Origin of the sequence: Cytobacillus gottheilii (genome assembly GCF_900166665.1) — a bacterium.
Classification (GTDB): domain Bacteria; phylum Bacillota; class Bacilli; order Bacillales; family Cytobacillaceae; genus Cytobacillus; species Cytobacillus gottheilii_A.
Genome location: NZ_LT800494.1, coordinates 2182390 through 2197941 on the forward strand (window position 1 = coordinate 2182390; position 15552 = coordinate 2197941).

The 15552-nt window shown below is 36.9% G+C and carries 15 protein-coding genes; 8 read left to right on the top strand and 7 right to left on the bottom strand.

Going from position 1 to position 15552, the window contains the following annotated elements; translation table 11 throughout:
• Nucleotides 1-59: 59 nt before the first annotated feature.
• Together B7E07_RS10845 and B7E07_RS10850 are read right to left on the bottom strand one after the other, a co-directional pair.
• The gene (locus tag B7E07_RS10845; RefSeq protein WP_080845885.1) at nucleotides 60-1070 is read right to left on the bottom strand and encodes an LLM class flavin-dependent oxidoreductase; all 1011 of its coding nucleotides are present in this window, start codon (nucleotides 1068-1070) and stop codon (nucleotides 60-62) included.
• A 119-nt stretch (nucleotides 1071-1189) separates the two neighbouring features.
• A complete protein-coding gene (locus tag B7E07_RS10850) occupies nucleotides 1190-2026 on the bottom strand; it encodes an undecaprenyl-diphosphate phosphatase (RefSeq protein WP_080845886.1) in 837 nt (278 codons plus the stop codon).
• A 540-nt stretch (nucleotides 2027-2566) separates the two neighbouring features.
• On the opposite strand from B7E07_RS10850, the gene B7E07_RS10855 reads away from it, so the two are divergent.
• Nucleotides 2567-3805 carry a hemolysin family protein gene (locus B7E07_RS10855; RefSeq protein ID WP_080845887.1) on the top strand — a complete coding sequence of 413 codons (1239 nt, stop codon included), beginning with the start codon at nucleotides 2567-2569 and terminating at the stop codon, nucleotides 3803-3805.
• An 89-nt stretch (nucleotides 3806-3894) separates the two neighbouring features.
• Here B7E07_RS10855 and B7E07_RS10860 read toward each other — a convergent pair whose 3' ends face one another.
• Complete coding sequence (locus tag B7E07_RS10860) at nucleotides 3895-5034, bottom strand: CAP domain-containing protein (protein ID WP_080845888.1); 1140 nt, start codon at nucleotides 5032-5034, stop codon at nucleotides 3895-3897.
• A gap of 206 nt (nucleotides 5035-5240) precedes the next feature.
• Between B7E07_RS10860 and speD the strand changes: the two genes are divergently transcribed.
• From speD to B7E07_RS10875, 3 genes are all read left to right on the top strand, one after another.
• Nucleotides 5241-6047 (top strand): adenosylmethionine decarboxylase, encoded by an 807-nt coding sequence (gene speD, locus B7E07_RS10865; protein ID WP_080845889.1) that lies wholly within the window; start codon nucleotides 5241-5243, stop codon nucleotides 6045-6047.
• 411 nt (nucleotides 6048-6458) lie between these two features.
• Nucleotides 6459-6908 carry an HIT family protein gene (locus tag B7E07_RS10870; RefSeq protein WP_080845890.1) on the top strand — a complete coding sequence of 150 codons (450 nt, stop codon included), beginning with the start codon at nucleotides 6459-6461 and terminating at the stop codon, nucleotides 6906-6908.
• Nucleotides 6901-7707 carry a protein phosphatase 2C domain-containing protein gene (locus tag B7E07_RS10875; protein WP_080845891.1) on the top strand — a complete coding sequence of 269 codons (807 nt, stop codon included), beginning with the start codon at nucleotides 6901-6903 and terminating at the stop codon, nucleotides 7705-7707. The genes B7E07_RS10870 and B7E07_RS10875 overlap by 8 nt, the downstream gene beginning before the upstream one ends.
• Before the next feature lie 1296 nt (nucleotides 7708-9003).
• Here the strand turns inward: B7E07_RS10875 and B7E07_RS23725 are convergent.
• The 3 genes from B7E07_RS23725 to B7E07_RS10890 form a co-directional block, all read right to left on the bottom strand.
• Entirely contained in the window at nucleotides 9004-9159 is a 156-nt protein-coding gene (locus B7E07_RS23725) for a hypothetical protein (protein ID WP_176215177.1), read from the bottom strand.
• 149 nt (nucleotides 9160-9308) lie between these two features.
• Complete coding sequence (locus B7E07_RS10885) at nucleotides 9309-10220, bottom strand: MerR family transcriptional regulator (protein WP_080845893.1); 912 nt, start codon at nucleotides 10218-10220, stop codon at nucleotides 9309-9311.
• Between the two features lie 555 nt (nucleotides 10221-10775).
• Nucleotides 10776-11849 (bottom strand): AbrB family transcriptional regulator, encoded by a 1074-nt coding sequence (locus B7E07_RS10890; protein ID WP_080845894.1) that lies wholly within the window; start codon nucleotides 11847-11849, stop codon nucleotides 10776-10778.
• A gap of 121 nt (nucleotides 11850-11970) precedes the next feature.
• Here B7E07_RS10890 and B7E07_RS10895 point away from each other — a divergent pair, with 121 nt between their 5' ends.
• Together B7E07_RS10895 and B7E07_RS10900 are read left to right on the top strand one after the other, a co-directional pair.
• The gene (locus B7E07_RS10895; protein WP_080845895.1) at nucleotides 11971-12708 is read left to right on the top strand and encodes an AAA family ATPase; all 738 of its coding nucleotides are present in this window, start codon (nucleotides 11971-11973) and stop codon (nucleotides 12706-12708) included.
• A gap of 116 nt (nucleotides 12709-12824) precedes the next feature.
• Nucleotides 12825-13595: a Cof-type HAD-IIB family hydrolase gene (locus tag B7E07_RS10900; RefSeq protein ID WP_080845896.1), complete on the top strand. Its 771-nt coding sequence runs from the start codon at nucleotides 12825-12827 to the stop codon at nucleotides 13593-13595.
• A gap of 193 nt (nucleotides 13596-13788) precedes the next feature.
• Here the strand turns inward: B7E07_RS10900 and B7E07_RS10905 are convergent, their stop codons facing one another.
• Entirely contained in the window at nucleotides 13789-14235 is a 447-nt protein-coding gene (locus B7E07_RS10905; protein ID WP_080845897.1) for an OsmC family protein, read from the bottom strand.
• 203 nt (nucleotides 14236-14438) lie between these two features.
• On the opposite strand from B7E07_RS10905, the gene B7E07_RS10910 reads away from it, so the two are divergent.
• Nucleotides 14439-14723 (top strand): hypothetical protein, encoded by a 285-nt coding sequence (locus tag B7E07_RS10910; protein WP_080845898.1) that lies wholly within the window; start codon nucleotides 14439-14441, stop codon nucleotides 14721-14723.
• A gap of 26 nt (nucleotides 14724-14749) precedes the next feature.
• Nucleotides 14750-15502 carry an exodeoxyribonuclease III gene (locus B7E07_RS10915; RefSeq protein WP_080845899.1) on the top strand — a complete coding sequence of 251 codons (753 nt, stop codon included), beginning with the start codon at nucleotides 14750-14752 and terminating at the stop codon, nucleotides 15500-15502.
• Nucleotides 15503-15552 lie beyond the last annotated feature (50 nt).

A 15552-nucleotide genomic window follows, 5' to 3' on the forward strand; every position in this document is an offset into this window, starting at 1 on the left:
GAATATGAAAAAGGCTCTCCATACCCCGACATAGGATATTGGAAAGCCTTTTTGCATTTTTATTTATTGTTATATTTTTTCATTACTTCTGAAACAATCTCATAGGAACGCAGTCGGTCACGATGATCATAGATTTGTGCATTGACAATGATTTCATCTGCACCAGTCTCAGCAATAAAAGAAGACAATTTTTCTTCAATTACGGAAGCATCTCCAACAATGGAGGATCCCAGCTGCTTATCAAGAATTGCCTTTTCATATGGAGTACAAAATGCTTCAATTTCATCAATTGGCGCTTTTAATTTTCCCCGTTCATTGCGGATTAAGCCAAGAAAGGATTGCTGCATGGATGTGGCTATTCTTTTGGCTTCTTGTTCTTCATCTGCTGCAATTACATTTACACCAACCATAACATAAGGCTCGCTAAGAACAGGGGAAGGAGTGAAGCTTCTTCTGTATAAATTAATAGCAGGAATGGTATTCTCAGGTGAAAAATGACTAGCAAAGGAGAACGGCAATCCAAGCTGACCCGCAAGCTGTGCACTAAAACCGCTTGAGCCTAACAGCCAAATCGGAATGGAAAGACCTTCACCTGGAACTGCAGATACAGCCGGAGTATGTTCACTTAATGAAGGATTAAAATAAGCTCTCAATTCCTCCAGCTGTTCAGGAAAGTCATTGCCGTCACTGTGCCGATCTCTGCGCAATGCCATTGCCGTCACTTGGTCTGTACCCGGTGCGCGTCCTAATCCAAGATCAATTCGGTTTGGGAAAAGGGATTCAAGTGTTCCAAACTGTTCAGCAATGACTAATGGAGCATGATTGGGCAGCATAACACCGCCTGAACCGACTCTAATGGTTGAAGTGCCTGCAGCAACATGGCCAATAACTACTGAGGTGGCAGAGCTTGCAATGCCAGGCATATTATGATGTTCTGCCAGCCAGAAGCGCTCATACCCCCACCTTTCTGCATGCTGTGCTAAATCTAAAGTGTTCATTAAGGAGTCTCTCACCGTACTATTTTCAACGACAGGTGCTAAATCCAGTACCGAATATTTTACGTTTGTCATCTGTTCTCAGCTTCTTTCTAATAAAAATGTAAGTACATACATTCTAACAATTGTGTCCGCTGTGACCAAAAATAATGCTTAAGATACTGGTAACCTTATGTTATAAAAAAGCTTTTGTTTTATAGAAAAACAAAGTAAATGACAATGGCCAAAACAATGCGATAAATGGCAAAAGGTATCAGTTTAATTTTGTTAATAAGCTTTAAAAAGAATTTAATCGAAAGCAGTGCAAAAAGAAAAGCACTAATAAAACCGGCAATAAAAAAGGGTAATGCTTCTAATGTAAAGTACTGCCAATTTTTTAATAACGATAAAAAGCTGGCACCAGCCATAATGGGAACTGCCATAATAAAAGTGAAGTCAGCGGCAGCCCGATGGCTTAATCCCAATAAAACACCGCCAGAAATGGTGGAGCCAGAACGTGAAAAGCCAGGCCATAGTGAAAAACATTGGATAAGTCCAATTGAAAAAGCCTGCTTATATGTAATCTGTTCCACTGTGTCAACCTTTGGCTTTTTAGTGGAAAGTAAATCAGCAGCGATCATAAATAATGCTCCAATAACGAGGCCGATTACGACTGTTTTGGTTGTAAACAAATGCTCGTCAATATAATCCTCAAATAAAACGCCTAATATACCAGCTGGAATTAAGCCTACAATGACAGTTGAAAGCTTAAGCTTTTGTCGATTTTCAGATGTGTTTTCCTTTTTCTTCGATAAACCTAGCATTTCTATAAATCGGTCTTTAAAAATAATAACAACCGCCAAAATGGATCCCAGCTGAATGACAACTTTAAAAGTGTTCGCCGTATATTTTGATAAAAAAGATTCGGTCTGCAGCCACATATCATCCACAATAATCATATGACCAGTAGAGGAAATAGGGGCAAATTCCGTTAATCCTTCCACTATACCTAAAATAATTGCCTTCAAGATCATTAAAATATCAAATTCCATTTTTTGTTCTCCTTTTTCTTTTCTTTTCTTTTCATGCCACTTAATAGACGAAGAAAGTTACCATATTCCCTTCAAGTAAACCATTAAATTTTTTAATGGCTCTTTTCTAATATATTGTTGTTTTTGGACAAGTTTTCTATTTATAAAAAACTAGTGGATTGGAGCATAAGATGAGAGACTCCTGCGAGAGGAGTGGGACGGGTGAAATCCCGCAAGACCGTAAGTGACGATGATGCTCAAGCTGACCACCCCGCGGAAAGGAAGCATCTGGAGCGGAAATTAACTCCTGCTCAATAAAGTTCCTAGCACCAGTTTTTGCGAAAACAGCCTTTATAATTTTGATATATAAAAGGGAAAATGGCATCCGTATTTTGTATATGTAATAGGTAAGAATAAAAATCTGTAAGTAATATAATGATAAAAGTATTTAAAGAACGTCATTTTGCAGTGTAATTATTGGATATTTAGAATAAAAAAAGGTTATTATGATAGGAATGAAGGGTACAAAAAAACAAAAATGATTGAAATGGGGAAGATTTTTTGGTTATTGCTATTATATTTTTCATGTTAATGTCTTTTTTCTTATCTGGGAGTGAAACAGCATTAACAGCTGTTAACAAAATGAAATTAAAGACGCGTGCTGAAAATAATGATAAAAAAGCTGCTAAATTACTTGATACCGTATCAAAGCCAGACGAATTGATTACGGCAATTTTAATTGGTAATAACATTGCCAACATTATGCTGCCAACATTAGTCACGATCATTGCCATTGAATATAACTTTAATGTTGGGGTTGCGACTGGTATTTTAACGGTTGCACTTATTATCTTTGCGGAAGTATTACCTAAATCTATTGCGGCCTCTCTTTCCGAAAAAGTTTCTTTTATTGTATTCCCAGTTATTAGAATCTTAATGTTTATATTAAAGCCATTGACGTTCCTGCTTTCCAAATTTACGAGAATGGTTATACGACTGGTATCAAAAGATGATCCAGATGCGGTTTCCGTTTCTAGAGAAGATTTGATCACGATGGTTGATATAGCAACTGTTGAAGGTACATTTAAGTCTGAAGAAAAACAAACGATTAAAGGTGTTATTGATTTTTACAGCTTGGATGTAAGGGATGCCCTTAAAACTCCGCGAATGGATATCATCGGGATTCCATATGATTCTGAATTTGAAGTTGCACGTGATATTGTGTTAAACAATCATTACACGAGATATCCAGTTTATAAAGACAATATGGATAATATCATTGGTGTTTTTCATTCTAAATATTTATTATCCTGGTCTGTAGAGGATGGCAAAACACTTCATGATTATACAGATAATGAACCTCTTTTTGTGTATGAGTTTCATTCAATTGAAAAAGTCTTTAAGCTCATGACTAGAGAACGAAAGCACTTGGCGATTGTCCTGGATGAATATGGTGGTACTCGAGGAATTATCAGCCATGAAGATATTATTGAAGCGATGCTTGGACAAGAAATTGAGGATGAAACAGATGAAGATGCTACCATTTTAATTGATGAACTAACAGATACGCATATTATCTGTAATGCCAAACTGGCCATAAGACGAATTAATGATGTATTCAAAAGCAGAATTCCAGAAGATGAGGACATTCTGGCAGGCTTCTTATTAAAAGAGCTTGGCTATTTCCCTGAAGAAGGGGAAAAGTTTGATTATCAGCACCTGGAATTTGAAATATTGTCAGTTGTCGATAACCGAATTGATCAAGTAAAGATTGAAAAGAAAGTGCCCATAATTGAATAAAACAAATTAAATAAAAGTAAGCTGGAAGTAATTTTCCAGCTTGCTTTTTTACATTCGGTGCTTCAAAAGGTTTTGACCCACCAACTATTTTAATCTGTATAGAAATTCTCAGTATAGTAAGGCTGCCGATTTTCATTGAAAGCGACTCCGACTCCCAGGTATTCATAATCATCACGAAGAATATTTTCTCTATGTCCTAATGAGTTCATTAATCCTTCGTGTGCGAAAATACTGCTGAATTGTCCAGACGCCAGATTTTCACCCGCAATTCGAAAGACAAGGTTATCTTCTTTCATTCGATCAAAAGGAGACTCGCCTTCAAGATTATTGTGATCAAAATAATTGTTTTCTGCCATATCATCACTGTGTTTGCGAGCGGTAACTCTAACATGATCATCCCAAGTTAATGCATTAATTCCTCTGCTTACTCTTTCAGCATTGGTAATATCAAATAATTGATATTCAAAGCCTTCCATTAATGCCTCATTTGGTTCACCATAGAATCCGCTCTTTTCAGCTTCTAAAGACCCGTCAATGATTTGCATTGCTTTCACCTTATGATCGTTATGCTGATCATAAAAAACGGTTACATAGCTGTCGTTTAACTCGAATATATCATAATCGCGAACTTCCTCAAATTGATAGTAGGTAAATCCTTTTCTTATTTTCGATAGCGGAGTGCCTAATTGTTCAAGAACAGCTTGCTTATCCGATCCAAAGGCGATTGTATAGCTAGAAGTGATGACATCCTGATTAGAGTACAGTCCGGCAGCCAAGTCATCCATATAAGTAACCATTACAAAATTGTGATAGTTGTCATGATAAGTATGCCATTGCTGACCATATTCGTTTGATGTCGACCGCTCAGGTTTTCCTAATTTATTTTCAATATCAGAACGGGAATCGCCCATTTCAATATTCATTATGGAAAAGCTTGCTGCATCTGGTGGTGTTAATTCCGGCTGTTCAACTGAAATTTCATCTTGCTGTTGTTCCTGATCGGCTACGCCTTGGAATGTAGAAACAAGGTCATTAATAAAAGCTTCTGCATTTTCTTTGAAGGATGTGAAGAATGTAGAAACTTCTTCACTTTCTTTTAAGGCTAGCAAATCGTTCTTTAAATTTTCCAGAACAGAGGCATCTGCTTGTTGTTCTGCTTCATTTGTCAATGCCGGCCAAGCTGTATATAAAACTGCAACGAAAAGAGACAAGACAATTAATTTACGCACATGTTCACCTGCTTAAAAATGATTAGTTTATTACATCATGAAGAAAGTTGAAAGACAAGAGGATTAGGAAGGTTTTCTTCCTTCCTTTTTTACCCTTAATTTAGAGAAAATAAAACACAGATCTATTCCTTTTGTTTTTTCAGCTCTTAAATGGGTAACATAAGAGAAAGAAGATACCTGTTTTACAGGTTGAAGAGGGGGATAAAATGAAACTGACACCAGAGCAGAGAATTGAATTGCATGGATTTAATAACTTAACAAAATCATTAAGCTTTAACATGTATGATATTTGTTATACAAGAACAAAAGAAGAAAGAGAAGCATATATTGAATATATTGATGAACAATATAATGCAGAGAGATTAACTTATATCTTAAAGACTGTTTCTGATATTATTGGTGCTCACGTGCTAAATGTTGCTCAACAGGATTATGTTCCACAGGGAGCTAGTGTAACAGTATTAGTGTCAGAAGGACCAGTTGTGGAGGTGCCAACAGAATCATTTGATGAGTCACCAGGACCATTGCCTGATTCAGTTGTCATGCAGCTGGATAAAAGTCATATTACGGTTCATACATATCCTGAGTACCACCCGGATGAAGGAATCAGTACCTTTCGTGCAGATATTGATGTATCAACCTGCGGGGAAATTTCCCCTTTGAAAGCCTTGAATTTTTTAATTCATTCGTTCGATACGGATATTATGACGATAGATTATCGGGTCCGAGGGTTTACGAGGGACAAGGATGGGCAAAAGCTATATATTGACCATGATATCAGCTCAATCCAAAACTATATCCCTGAAGAAGTGAAAGAAGAATTTGATATGATCGACGTTAATATTTATCAAGCTCATACGTTTCACACAAAATGTAAAATAAGGGAGTTTGATCTTAACAATTATTTATTTGGCTATACGAAAGACAAACTCACTGAGCAAGAGGAAGAAGAAATAACAGAGCGGCTGCAGACAGAGATGGATGAAATATTTTACGGAAAGAATATTCTTTAGCAAAGAGGCTGGGACATAAGTATTTAACACAACCACAGAACCGAATGATTAGGGAGTGAATATTTCTAATCATTCGGTTTTTTATTTGTTTAACATTTAATATTTCTAAACATGATTGAAATGGAGCGGAGGACCCTCGACTCCTATGGGCAATAGAGGAAAGGGTGAGACCCCGCAGGAGCTTTGCTCCGAGGAGGCTCAGCTTCCTCCCCATGGAAAGCGAGGGTCTGGAGCGCAGGTGGAACGGGCTTGTGTAAACACGTAAACCTTAAAAATGAACATTCGTGTTTTACAAATAGTAATTTTGTTTTGTCCCAACCTCTTTTTGTTGTAAATTAATTTAGAAAATTTTAACTATTGGCGTGATTTCTATATTATAATCTTAGCAATATATGAAAGGGGGAGTATCCTGTGAGTGCCTGTTTTATTTGCAATAAATATGCTGGTGACTTGCCTGCTTCAAATCTGCTCATCTATGAAGATGAGTATGTGTATGCTGGTCATATTGATCGAGATGGTCAGCCAAACTACCTTGGTCACATGATGATTGATTTAAAAAGACATGCGCCATCGCTTGCTGATATGACGATGGAAGAAGCAAGATCTTTTGGGATGATGATGACTAAATTGAGTAGGGCACTAAAAGAAAGTGAGCAGGCTGAACATATTTATGCCTATGTGATGGGTGATGCAGTCCCGCATTTGCATATGCACCTTGTCCCAAGATATCCTGGTACACCCAAGGAACATTGGGGTCCAAACGCCGTTTATCATTGGGATGAGGCTCCAATGGGAAATGAAGTTGAAGTTCAAAGTCTTTGCTACCGTATAAGAAAACATCTGGAAAATGTAAATGAATAAATATGATGATTTTAAATGGATCGGCAGTCAGGAGACCTTTATAGATACGCCCAATCTAGTAAGAATTCATTCTCTCTCCTTGGGAAGGTTTGGCGGTCATTCAAGTGCAGGTCAGGCAAAAAATGAAGATGGTTGTTTAATCTGGTGTGATGAAAAAGAAGATTGGGAGTTTGTCATTCTGCTTGATGCCCATCATTCTGCAGAAAGTGCTCAGTTGATTTTAGATGAATTTGAAAAGGAAAAAAGTACGATAAAGAACGTGCTATCAGAGCCTATTCGAGGTGCTTTTAAAAAGCTTGAACAAACAGTACTCCAATTGTTTCATTCGGAAGAGTTTATAGCATCTTGCCAACAGGTTACAGGAGAAACAGCTTGTTTGATCGTATTCCGTAAAGATCAATATGTCTGGTGGTTTTCTGTCGGTGACTGTGTATTTTATCTGTTTCATAAAGAATTGGCCGCCTTAGGTCAGTTTGCAGTTAATCAAAGACAATTTTATGAATGGATCGGCAGGGTCAATACTTTTGAACAGGAAGTTCCTTGTTATAGTGTTGGAATTCGGGAATTAAGAACGGGAGAAAATCGTCTGTTTTTAACAACAGATGGTTTGCTTGAATGTCCAAATGAACCATACGCTCACCCAATACATATATATAATTCTTTCGTAAATTCAAAAAACGATACAACCGCCATGTTGTCTATGTTAAAGGTGATTCAGCATAATCATGTCAAAGATAGTACGACCATGGTTACATGGAAAATTAATAACAATAAGGAAGCTGCTCAGCCAAGCTTATAGGAATAAAGAGCAGGTATCCAAAATAAAACTCTATAACAAACTCAACAAGGCTACTTTTATGTACCCTTGTTTTTTTTATTTTCGGCAGTGAGCAATTTCGAGACGTTTCAAGTTTTTTCGGGTCGTCACTATAACGTAAAAAAATTGTACTACGAAATGCTCATGACTCATATCATAATTACTAGAAATGAGTCTGGGACATATGTATTTAGCCTAGTGGTACTTCCGAATGATTAGACGAAAAAACTTCTAATCATTCGGTTTTTGTTTGTGATTTTTGAGTGAATTGGTGCGGAGGAGCCTCGACTCCTTTGGGCAATAGAGGAAATGGTGAGGTCCAGCAGGAGTAGATTTGACGTGGAGTATCAGCTTCTGAGTCTACGAAAAAAGTGTTCCGCAGTGCAATTGGAACAGACTTATTTAGATACCCAATCCATGAAATTAAACATTCGTGTTTTAGAAATTTTATTATTTCGTTAATCAATACTTGTAAAAAGAACATACAGGCCTTTTAAATGCCTTCTCGAAAATGCCTGAAATTCCAAAATAATCTCAAAAATGAAATAAACGGAAGATAATTGAAGGATATCGTTAAAAAGGGTCGTAAATTGGCGAATATTTCTTTTTGTGTTCTTTTTATAATAGTTATATATTCTATATAACGAACAAAAAAGGATGATGAGTGATCGTGACTATGTATGGATTGACGTTCAAATACGCAGTATTAACTTTATTATTTCTATTGTTATCATTTGCCGATGAGATTAGTGTTCACGCTGATCTGCCTGACTCGGCTCCGCGTGTTGTGATTGTTTACTCATCCGAAACAGGAGAAGTAACCGAAAATGTTAAGCTGCTTGATATGCTGATTGGCCATTTTACAGCCGATATGACGTTTATTCATACTAGTAAATTAGAAGAAAGTGATATACGAAATGCCGATGTCCTATTTTACTATGGAGAAGTGGTAGAAGTGCTGCCGGCTAAAATGGAGAGGATATTTGAATCTTTTTCAAAAACAAAGGTGGCATTAGGATACAATGTCGAGTATTTAGGAGAAGACTACGATTTTATTCAAATAGGCGACAATGTACTGATCAATGAGCTGCTGCTGGTAGAAGGGAATAAAAAGAACGAGCTTGGAGATCGGCTTATTTTTCAAATGAAAGAGGAAGAGGAAACCGAGGTTCTGGTAAAAGGGGTTGGAAATGGAGTTGAGTATCCTCTTTTTGTGAAAAAGAACGAGCTTNAATAGTAATTTTGTTTTGTCCCAACCTCTTTTTTATGGATTCAGCATTATTTGAAATCACTCGACATTAATTCGTTAATTTTATATTCAAGCTGCTCAAGCTTCGTTTTAACCGCGTCCATTTTCTTTTGCAGTTCTTCCAGTTGAAAGCGATCTTTTTGCTTAGAAGAATGTTTGTCAACTGAGTTTTTTTGTGTGGACATATGCGATCACCTTCTCAATTAGATTTTTTTGTGAATTTGGTAAAAAAATCATAAACAGCAGCGTAACCGTTTTATATTATCTACTACAAAAAGAGCTGTATATTATTAGCAATTACCCTTTTTTCAATAAAACATGTAAGAGCTTATGGTTATTTCCAAAATTGCCACCAGTTTTTTTGAGGACTTTCTTCAGCTGCGGCTGTGTTACGAAAAGTTTCAATGAAATTTTGAAAACGATCCTCCCGCTCACGTACCTGCTGCCAATAAATTTCACGTTCCTTTTGAATCGATTCTATATAGATTTCACGATCTGAATTTAATGTCTCAATTAATGTACTAATTTCTCCGCTTGTCACTTCAGCTGAACTTGAAATGTAATGAATCATCGTTTTAAATTCCTCTGAAGAAGCATCAGATGATTCAGATATTCTTTTGGTCAAGGCATGATAATGATCGGAATGGCGTTTTGAAGCTCTCGAAACCCTTTTTGACAACGTTCCGACTACTTCGGAGGTTTGTTCCGAGGATTGTTGGATATGATCAGAAAGGAGATTAATTTCTGCCTTCGTATTTTCATTTGATTTATAAATTGAATCGGATAAACTTTTCACTGTATAGAGCGCGCCTTTTGAAATCTCCTTCTTAACTTCATCGATTACTTCCTTACGAATATTGATGCTTATTTCATTTTTTATCTCACTGAGCAGCTCCGTTTTAAACTGTTCAATGGAAGGAAGGCTGTTTTGCTCAGTTTTCTGTTCAATTTCTGCTGACTGTTTGGTGTGTTCCTGTTTTTCATTTATAGAATCAGATTCAAGCTGAAGATGGGCTTCTAAAAGCTGATGAATCATTTTTTGGCTAAGGTTTTTATCGCGCATTTCTTTAATTTTCTTTATAAGGTTAATTTCATAATCTGTATAAAATCGTGCCCCGTTTTTAGAACGTGGAATATATAATAAACCTTTTAAATCTTTTTCCCACTGTCTAAGTGTCCCAGCCGGTACTGATATTTTTTTTGCTACCTCATTAATTGTATATGCTTTTGTAAATTGGTTAGTCATGGATTTCGCCCTTTCGCATGTTAGTTAGTTTTGAATGCTCCGGAACCTGATTCCGAATTCCCGTTTTATACGTAACTAATTCAGCATCCATATTCTGTTTTTCCTGCATGACGACAAAAGCTCTAAAAACAAGACGAAATTCAGCAAGAAGAGCGAAAAAACGGAGAGAATACAGGAGATTTGCCAACTAACGAAAATATAGAGGCTGTGATAAAACGAAATTAATCTTTCTAAAACCCGAATATTTATTATCTTGGTTTGGGTATTCAAACAAGTCCGTCCCACCTGCGCTGCGGACCCTCGCTTTCCGAGGGGAGGAAGCAGAGCCTTCTCGGCACGCCTGCAGGGTCTCACCTTTTCCTCTATTTCCCTCCGGAGTCAAGTGTCCTCCGCTCCGTTTCACTCATGTTCATAAAATATATTTTATGAACATAAAAAAACCGAATGATTCGAAAGATGACTTCCTAACCATTCGGTTCTATGGGTGTGTTAAATACTTATGTCCCAGTCTCTTTCGTATTTGCAGCGACAAGAAAAGTGGGTTTTTGATATCATTCAGCAATTTTCGGCGCGTTCATGTGACAGCCTTCCAAAAAGCCATTTCAAAAACGGCGGAACAATAAAATAAATAAAGAATAGACGAAATAGCTGATAGCTGGTAACGACAGAGAGGTCTGCATTGACTTCATGGGCCATAATCGCCATTTGATCCATTCCACCTGGTGCGAGACTTAAAAAGCTTGTTGGAGGGGAGAAGTGCAGTATATGACTTAATCCCAAGCTCATTAGAATTGAACCGCCTATCAGAACTAAGCTGCTGACGATCGCAAGAATAAAAATTCTCCGCTTATTTTTTAACTGTTTTGGTTTCAATAATAAGCCGACATAACAGCCAATGCAAAGTTGAGCCAGATCTAATACAATCGTCGGAATGCTCGCCGCATCTAGACCAGTTAAACCTAATAAAGCAGTTGCTGCAAGCGGACCGAGTAAATAAGGTGTTGGAGATTTTATTCTTTTGCCTATTAAAGTAAAAAGAATGGCGGCAGGAACATAGATAAGCAATAGCAAATAGTTCCCTGTTTCACTCACTGCTGCAGAATAACTCATAGCGGCACTTTGATGAAATAAAGGTCCAAATAGGAGAAAAGGGACTGTAATAACAATCATTATGACTCTGGTTACTTGTAAAAAAGTGACGACAGTAAGATTGATTCCTTTTGCTTCTTCTGCAAACACAAGAATTTGGGATAAGCCCCCAGGAATGCTGCCAACTAAAATAGAAGGGTAATCGATTCCTGTCATTTTTGATATGATTTTGGCTGTCAAGGCGCAAAATACGATAAGTAAAAGCGTGAATGTCAGCATATAGGGCAGACTACTTCCCATTTGGATCATACTTTCCCTTGTAAATGAAAGTCCCATAGAATAGCCGACAATCATGATGCTTATATCCCGGAGCTTCGATGGAAAAACAGGAGCACTTATGCTAAATGAAGAAAAAAGCAAAGTGGCAGCTAAGGATCCAAGCAGCCATGGGACAGGTATGCCTAGAATTGAGAAGAGCAAAGCTCCCAGTACAGCGAAGCACAGTGTTAGTATAAAGTTTTTGGTCTTATTGTTTTTCATAACAAACCTTCTTTTATTTCAAGTCTCGAAAAATATGTAACTATTTTAACATATTGCCGCTTTAGTTGCTTCATGTCCTACAATCATTGTTATAATGAAATGGAATAAAGGGGGATACAAGATGTTTTTAAAGCGGATCTCTTTGCTCTTAAAAGGACATGAGGATGTAAGTAAATATCCATTTACGATCGCATCAATAAAAAACTTAAAAGAATTGCAGTTAGAGAAAAGGGTCACTTTTTTCGTTGGCGAGAATGGATCAGGTAAATCCACACTTCTAGAAGCAATTGCCGATAAATGTGAATTTAACACAGCAGGAGGGGGCAGGAATAATCTATTTGAAGTCGACCAAGCTGAATCTGCACTAGGAGATTTCATACGATTGTCATGGATGCCAAAAGCTACAAACGGTTTTTTTCTAAGAGCAGAATCCTTCTACCAATTTGCTTCCCATATTGATGAGCTTGCAAGGCAAGACCGTGGTATTTATGACCAATATGGAGGAAAGTCTCTCCACCATCAGTCACATGGTGAATCGTTTTTAACACTATTTCAGCATCGTTTTAATGGTGATGCTCTATATTTACTAGATGAGCCAGAAGCCGCATTATCACCTGCCCGTCAGCTTGCTTTTCTTCGTATTATCCATGATTTAACTGAAAAAGAAGATTGTCAATTTATTATCGCTACCCACTCACCAATTCTGCTGGGCTATCCAGATGCTGATATTTATAGTTTTGATGATGGAGAAATTAGAAAAGTTGCTTTTGAAGACACGGATCATTTTCAAATAACAAAATATTTTTTAGATAATCGAGACCGGTTTTTAGTAGAGTTATTTAAAGAAGATGAAGTGTAAAATTTATATTATTTTTTTCTGAATTTTTTGTAAAAAATGTTAAAAAAAGCATATCCTTAGAATAATTTTTCTCATTCCTTTTATAATAGGTGTAGAAAAGGGAGGTATGCTTTGACATGTTGGAGTCTAAAAACACACCAGAAATTAAATTAATCGCCCTTGATATGGATGGTACACTTCTGAATAGCAATGGAGAGGTTTCTCCTGAAAACAGGGCGGCCATTAATGAAGCTAAGGAAAAAGGAATACAAATTATTCTAAGTACCGGCAGATCAAAATTGACTTGCGGTGAATATGCTAAATCACTGCAGCTGAATTCTTATTTGGTTACGGTAAATGGCAGTGAAATTTGGGGGCCTTCTGGAGAATTGGTGCAGAGAAATAACGTAGATGCTGAATTAATTCAATGGATGTGGGAATTGTCTAAGACACACAGTACGAAGTTTTGGGCAATTGGCTGTGAAGGGGTCTGGCACAATGAAATGCCTGACAATCTTTTAGAGATCAATTGGCTGAAATTTGGCTTTGAAATTGATGATGACCGAATTAGAGAAGAGATAAAAAATCAATTATCCGAAAAAGGTGCTCTTGAAATAACAAACTCAAGCTTAACCAATTTAGAAGTAAATGCACTTGGAATTAACAAAGCGATGGGTATAAAGGCAGTATGTGAAAAACTTGATATTTCCATTGAAAATGTAATGGCATGCGGAGATAGTTTAAATGATATTGCCATGATTAAAGAATCCGGCTGGGGTGTTGCCATGGGCAATGCACAAGAAATTGTTAAGCAAACAGCAGATGCTGTAACAGATCACCATAATCATGATGGAGTTGCCAAAGCTATTCGTAAGTGGGCGTTAAACACTGTAGAAGTTCATTCGTAAAAAGAGGCTGGGACATAAGTATTCAAGCGAGATCGTGCACGAACATAGAACCAAATGGCTAGGAAGTGAATCTTCCTAATCATTTGGTTTTTTATGTGTTATTTTAAAATATATCTCTCAAAACATGAATGTAATGGAGCGGAGACGCATACATGCTTTTAAAAATTTATACTACTATAACAAGCCTTGTGCTCTAATTGAATTTAATCATCAAATCTAATTCAATCTCTACATTCCCTTTTAATGCCCGTGAAATCATACAGGAAGATTCCGCTTTATGCGCGAGTTTTTCTGCTAATAATTTCTGCTTTTCAGATGCATCTGCCTCTAATAGAAGCACAGGTTTATGAATGATTTTTTTATAGGTAATCACCCCTTTATCAACTTCTACTAGGCCAATCGAATCCATTGAAAGCATCGTCTTATTGATTTTGCTTCGTTCTAACATGGCGGCTAATGTAATGATATAGCATGTGGCTGCCGCGCCAAGCAGCATTTCATCCGGGTTTGTTCCGATACCAGGTCCATCCATTTCTGGCGGTATGGAAATTTTGGAGACTAAGCCGGTTGTAGATAAATCGCCAATGTCATTTCGATTCCCAGGCCAATTTGTATGTAAATGAAATTCATGCATTGCCATGAAGTTCCCTCCTTTTCTATACCTTTTCTATTAAGTAAGTGTATCTACTTAAGATCTATCATATCAAAACAGATAAGAAGAAAAAATGCCTACTTATTGTATTGAAATTAACCCCATTATTTTTTGTGTAAATGATGTTCTTTTAAAAACGCTCCCAATCATGTAAACTATTTTTATACATGGTTGGTTATTAGGAGGAGAATGTGAAATTAGTAGATTGGTTATTTAAAACGAGACATACGTTAACAGAATTTATTGCCGTTTGTATAGGTTTCTTTTTTGCTGTTTTAGTTCCAAACTTCCTGAATTTCGGCCGGGGACAAACGGTTATTTTTATAGTGATCATATTTTTATTGACTAGAGCTTTGGAGTGGATTTTGGCTAAGGCAGCAGGCGAAAGAGACAGAGAGATCCCCTCTTTTTATTATTTTGGCTTGATTATCTTTATTCCTGCTCTTGTCTATCTATCTGTTGTTTTCTTTAAATAAGTTGCATAGTAAGGAGTTATTACAGCATGAAATTGGTTTCGTGGAATGTTAATGGAATAAGAGCATGTGTTAAAAAAGGGTTTTTGGATTATTTTCTGGATGTGGATGCTGATATTTTCTGCATTCAGGAATCTAAACTGCAGGAAGGGCAGATTGATCTGCAATTAGAAGGATATCATCAATATTGGAACTATGCTGAAAGAAAAGGTTATTCAGGTACGGCTGTTTTTACTAAAGAAAAGCCGCTATCCGTTTCTTATGGAGTTGGTGAGAAGGTTTCTGAAGATGAGGGAAGAATTATTACCCTCGAATTTGAAGCTTTTTATCTTGTAAATGTTTATACGCCAAATTCCAAAAGAGATTTAACAAGGCTTTCCTATAGGCTTGAATGGGAAGAGGAAATACGTACATATTTAGTAGGGTTAAACGCTGTTAAGCCGGTTGTATATTGTGGAGATTTAAATGTTGCACATGCAGAAATTGATCTGAAAAATGCAAAATCTAATCATGGAAATTCAGGGTTTACCGTAGAGGAAAGAAGTGAGATGACGAACTTACTTTCGAGTGGGTTTGTTGATTCATTTCGATACTTGCATCCTTATCAAGAAGGTGCATACACATGGTGGTCCTATATGGCAAAAGTAAGAGAGCGCAATATTGGCTGGCGCATAGATTACTTTTTAGTATCTGAGAGACTTAAAGAGCAAATAATAGACGCTCAGATTCATTGTGATGTTATGGGCAGTGATCATTGCCCGATACTGTTAGAACTATCCTGAATAAATGAAAGGACCTTTTGTTTAATAAACAGAAAGAGCTTTTGCAGTCG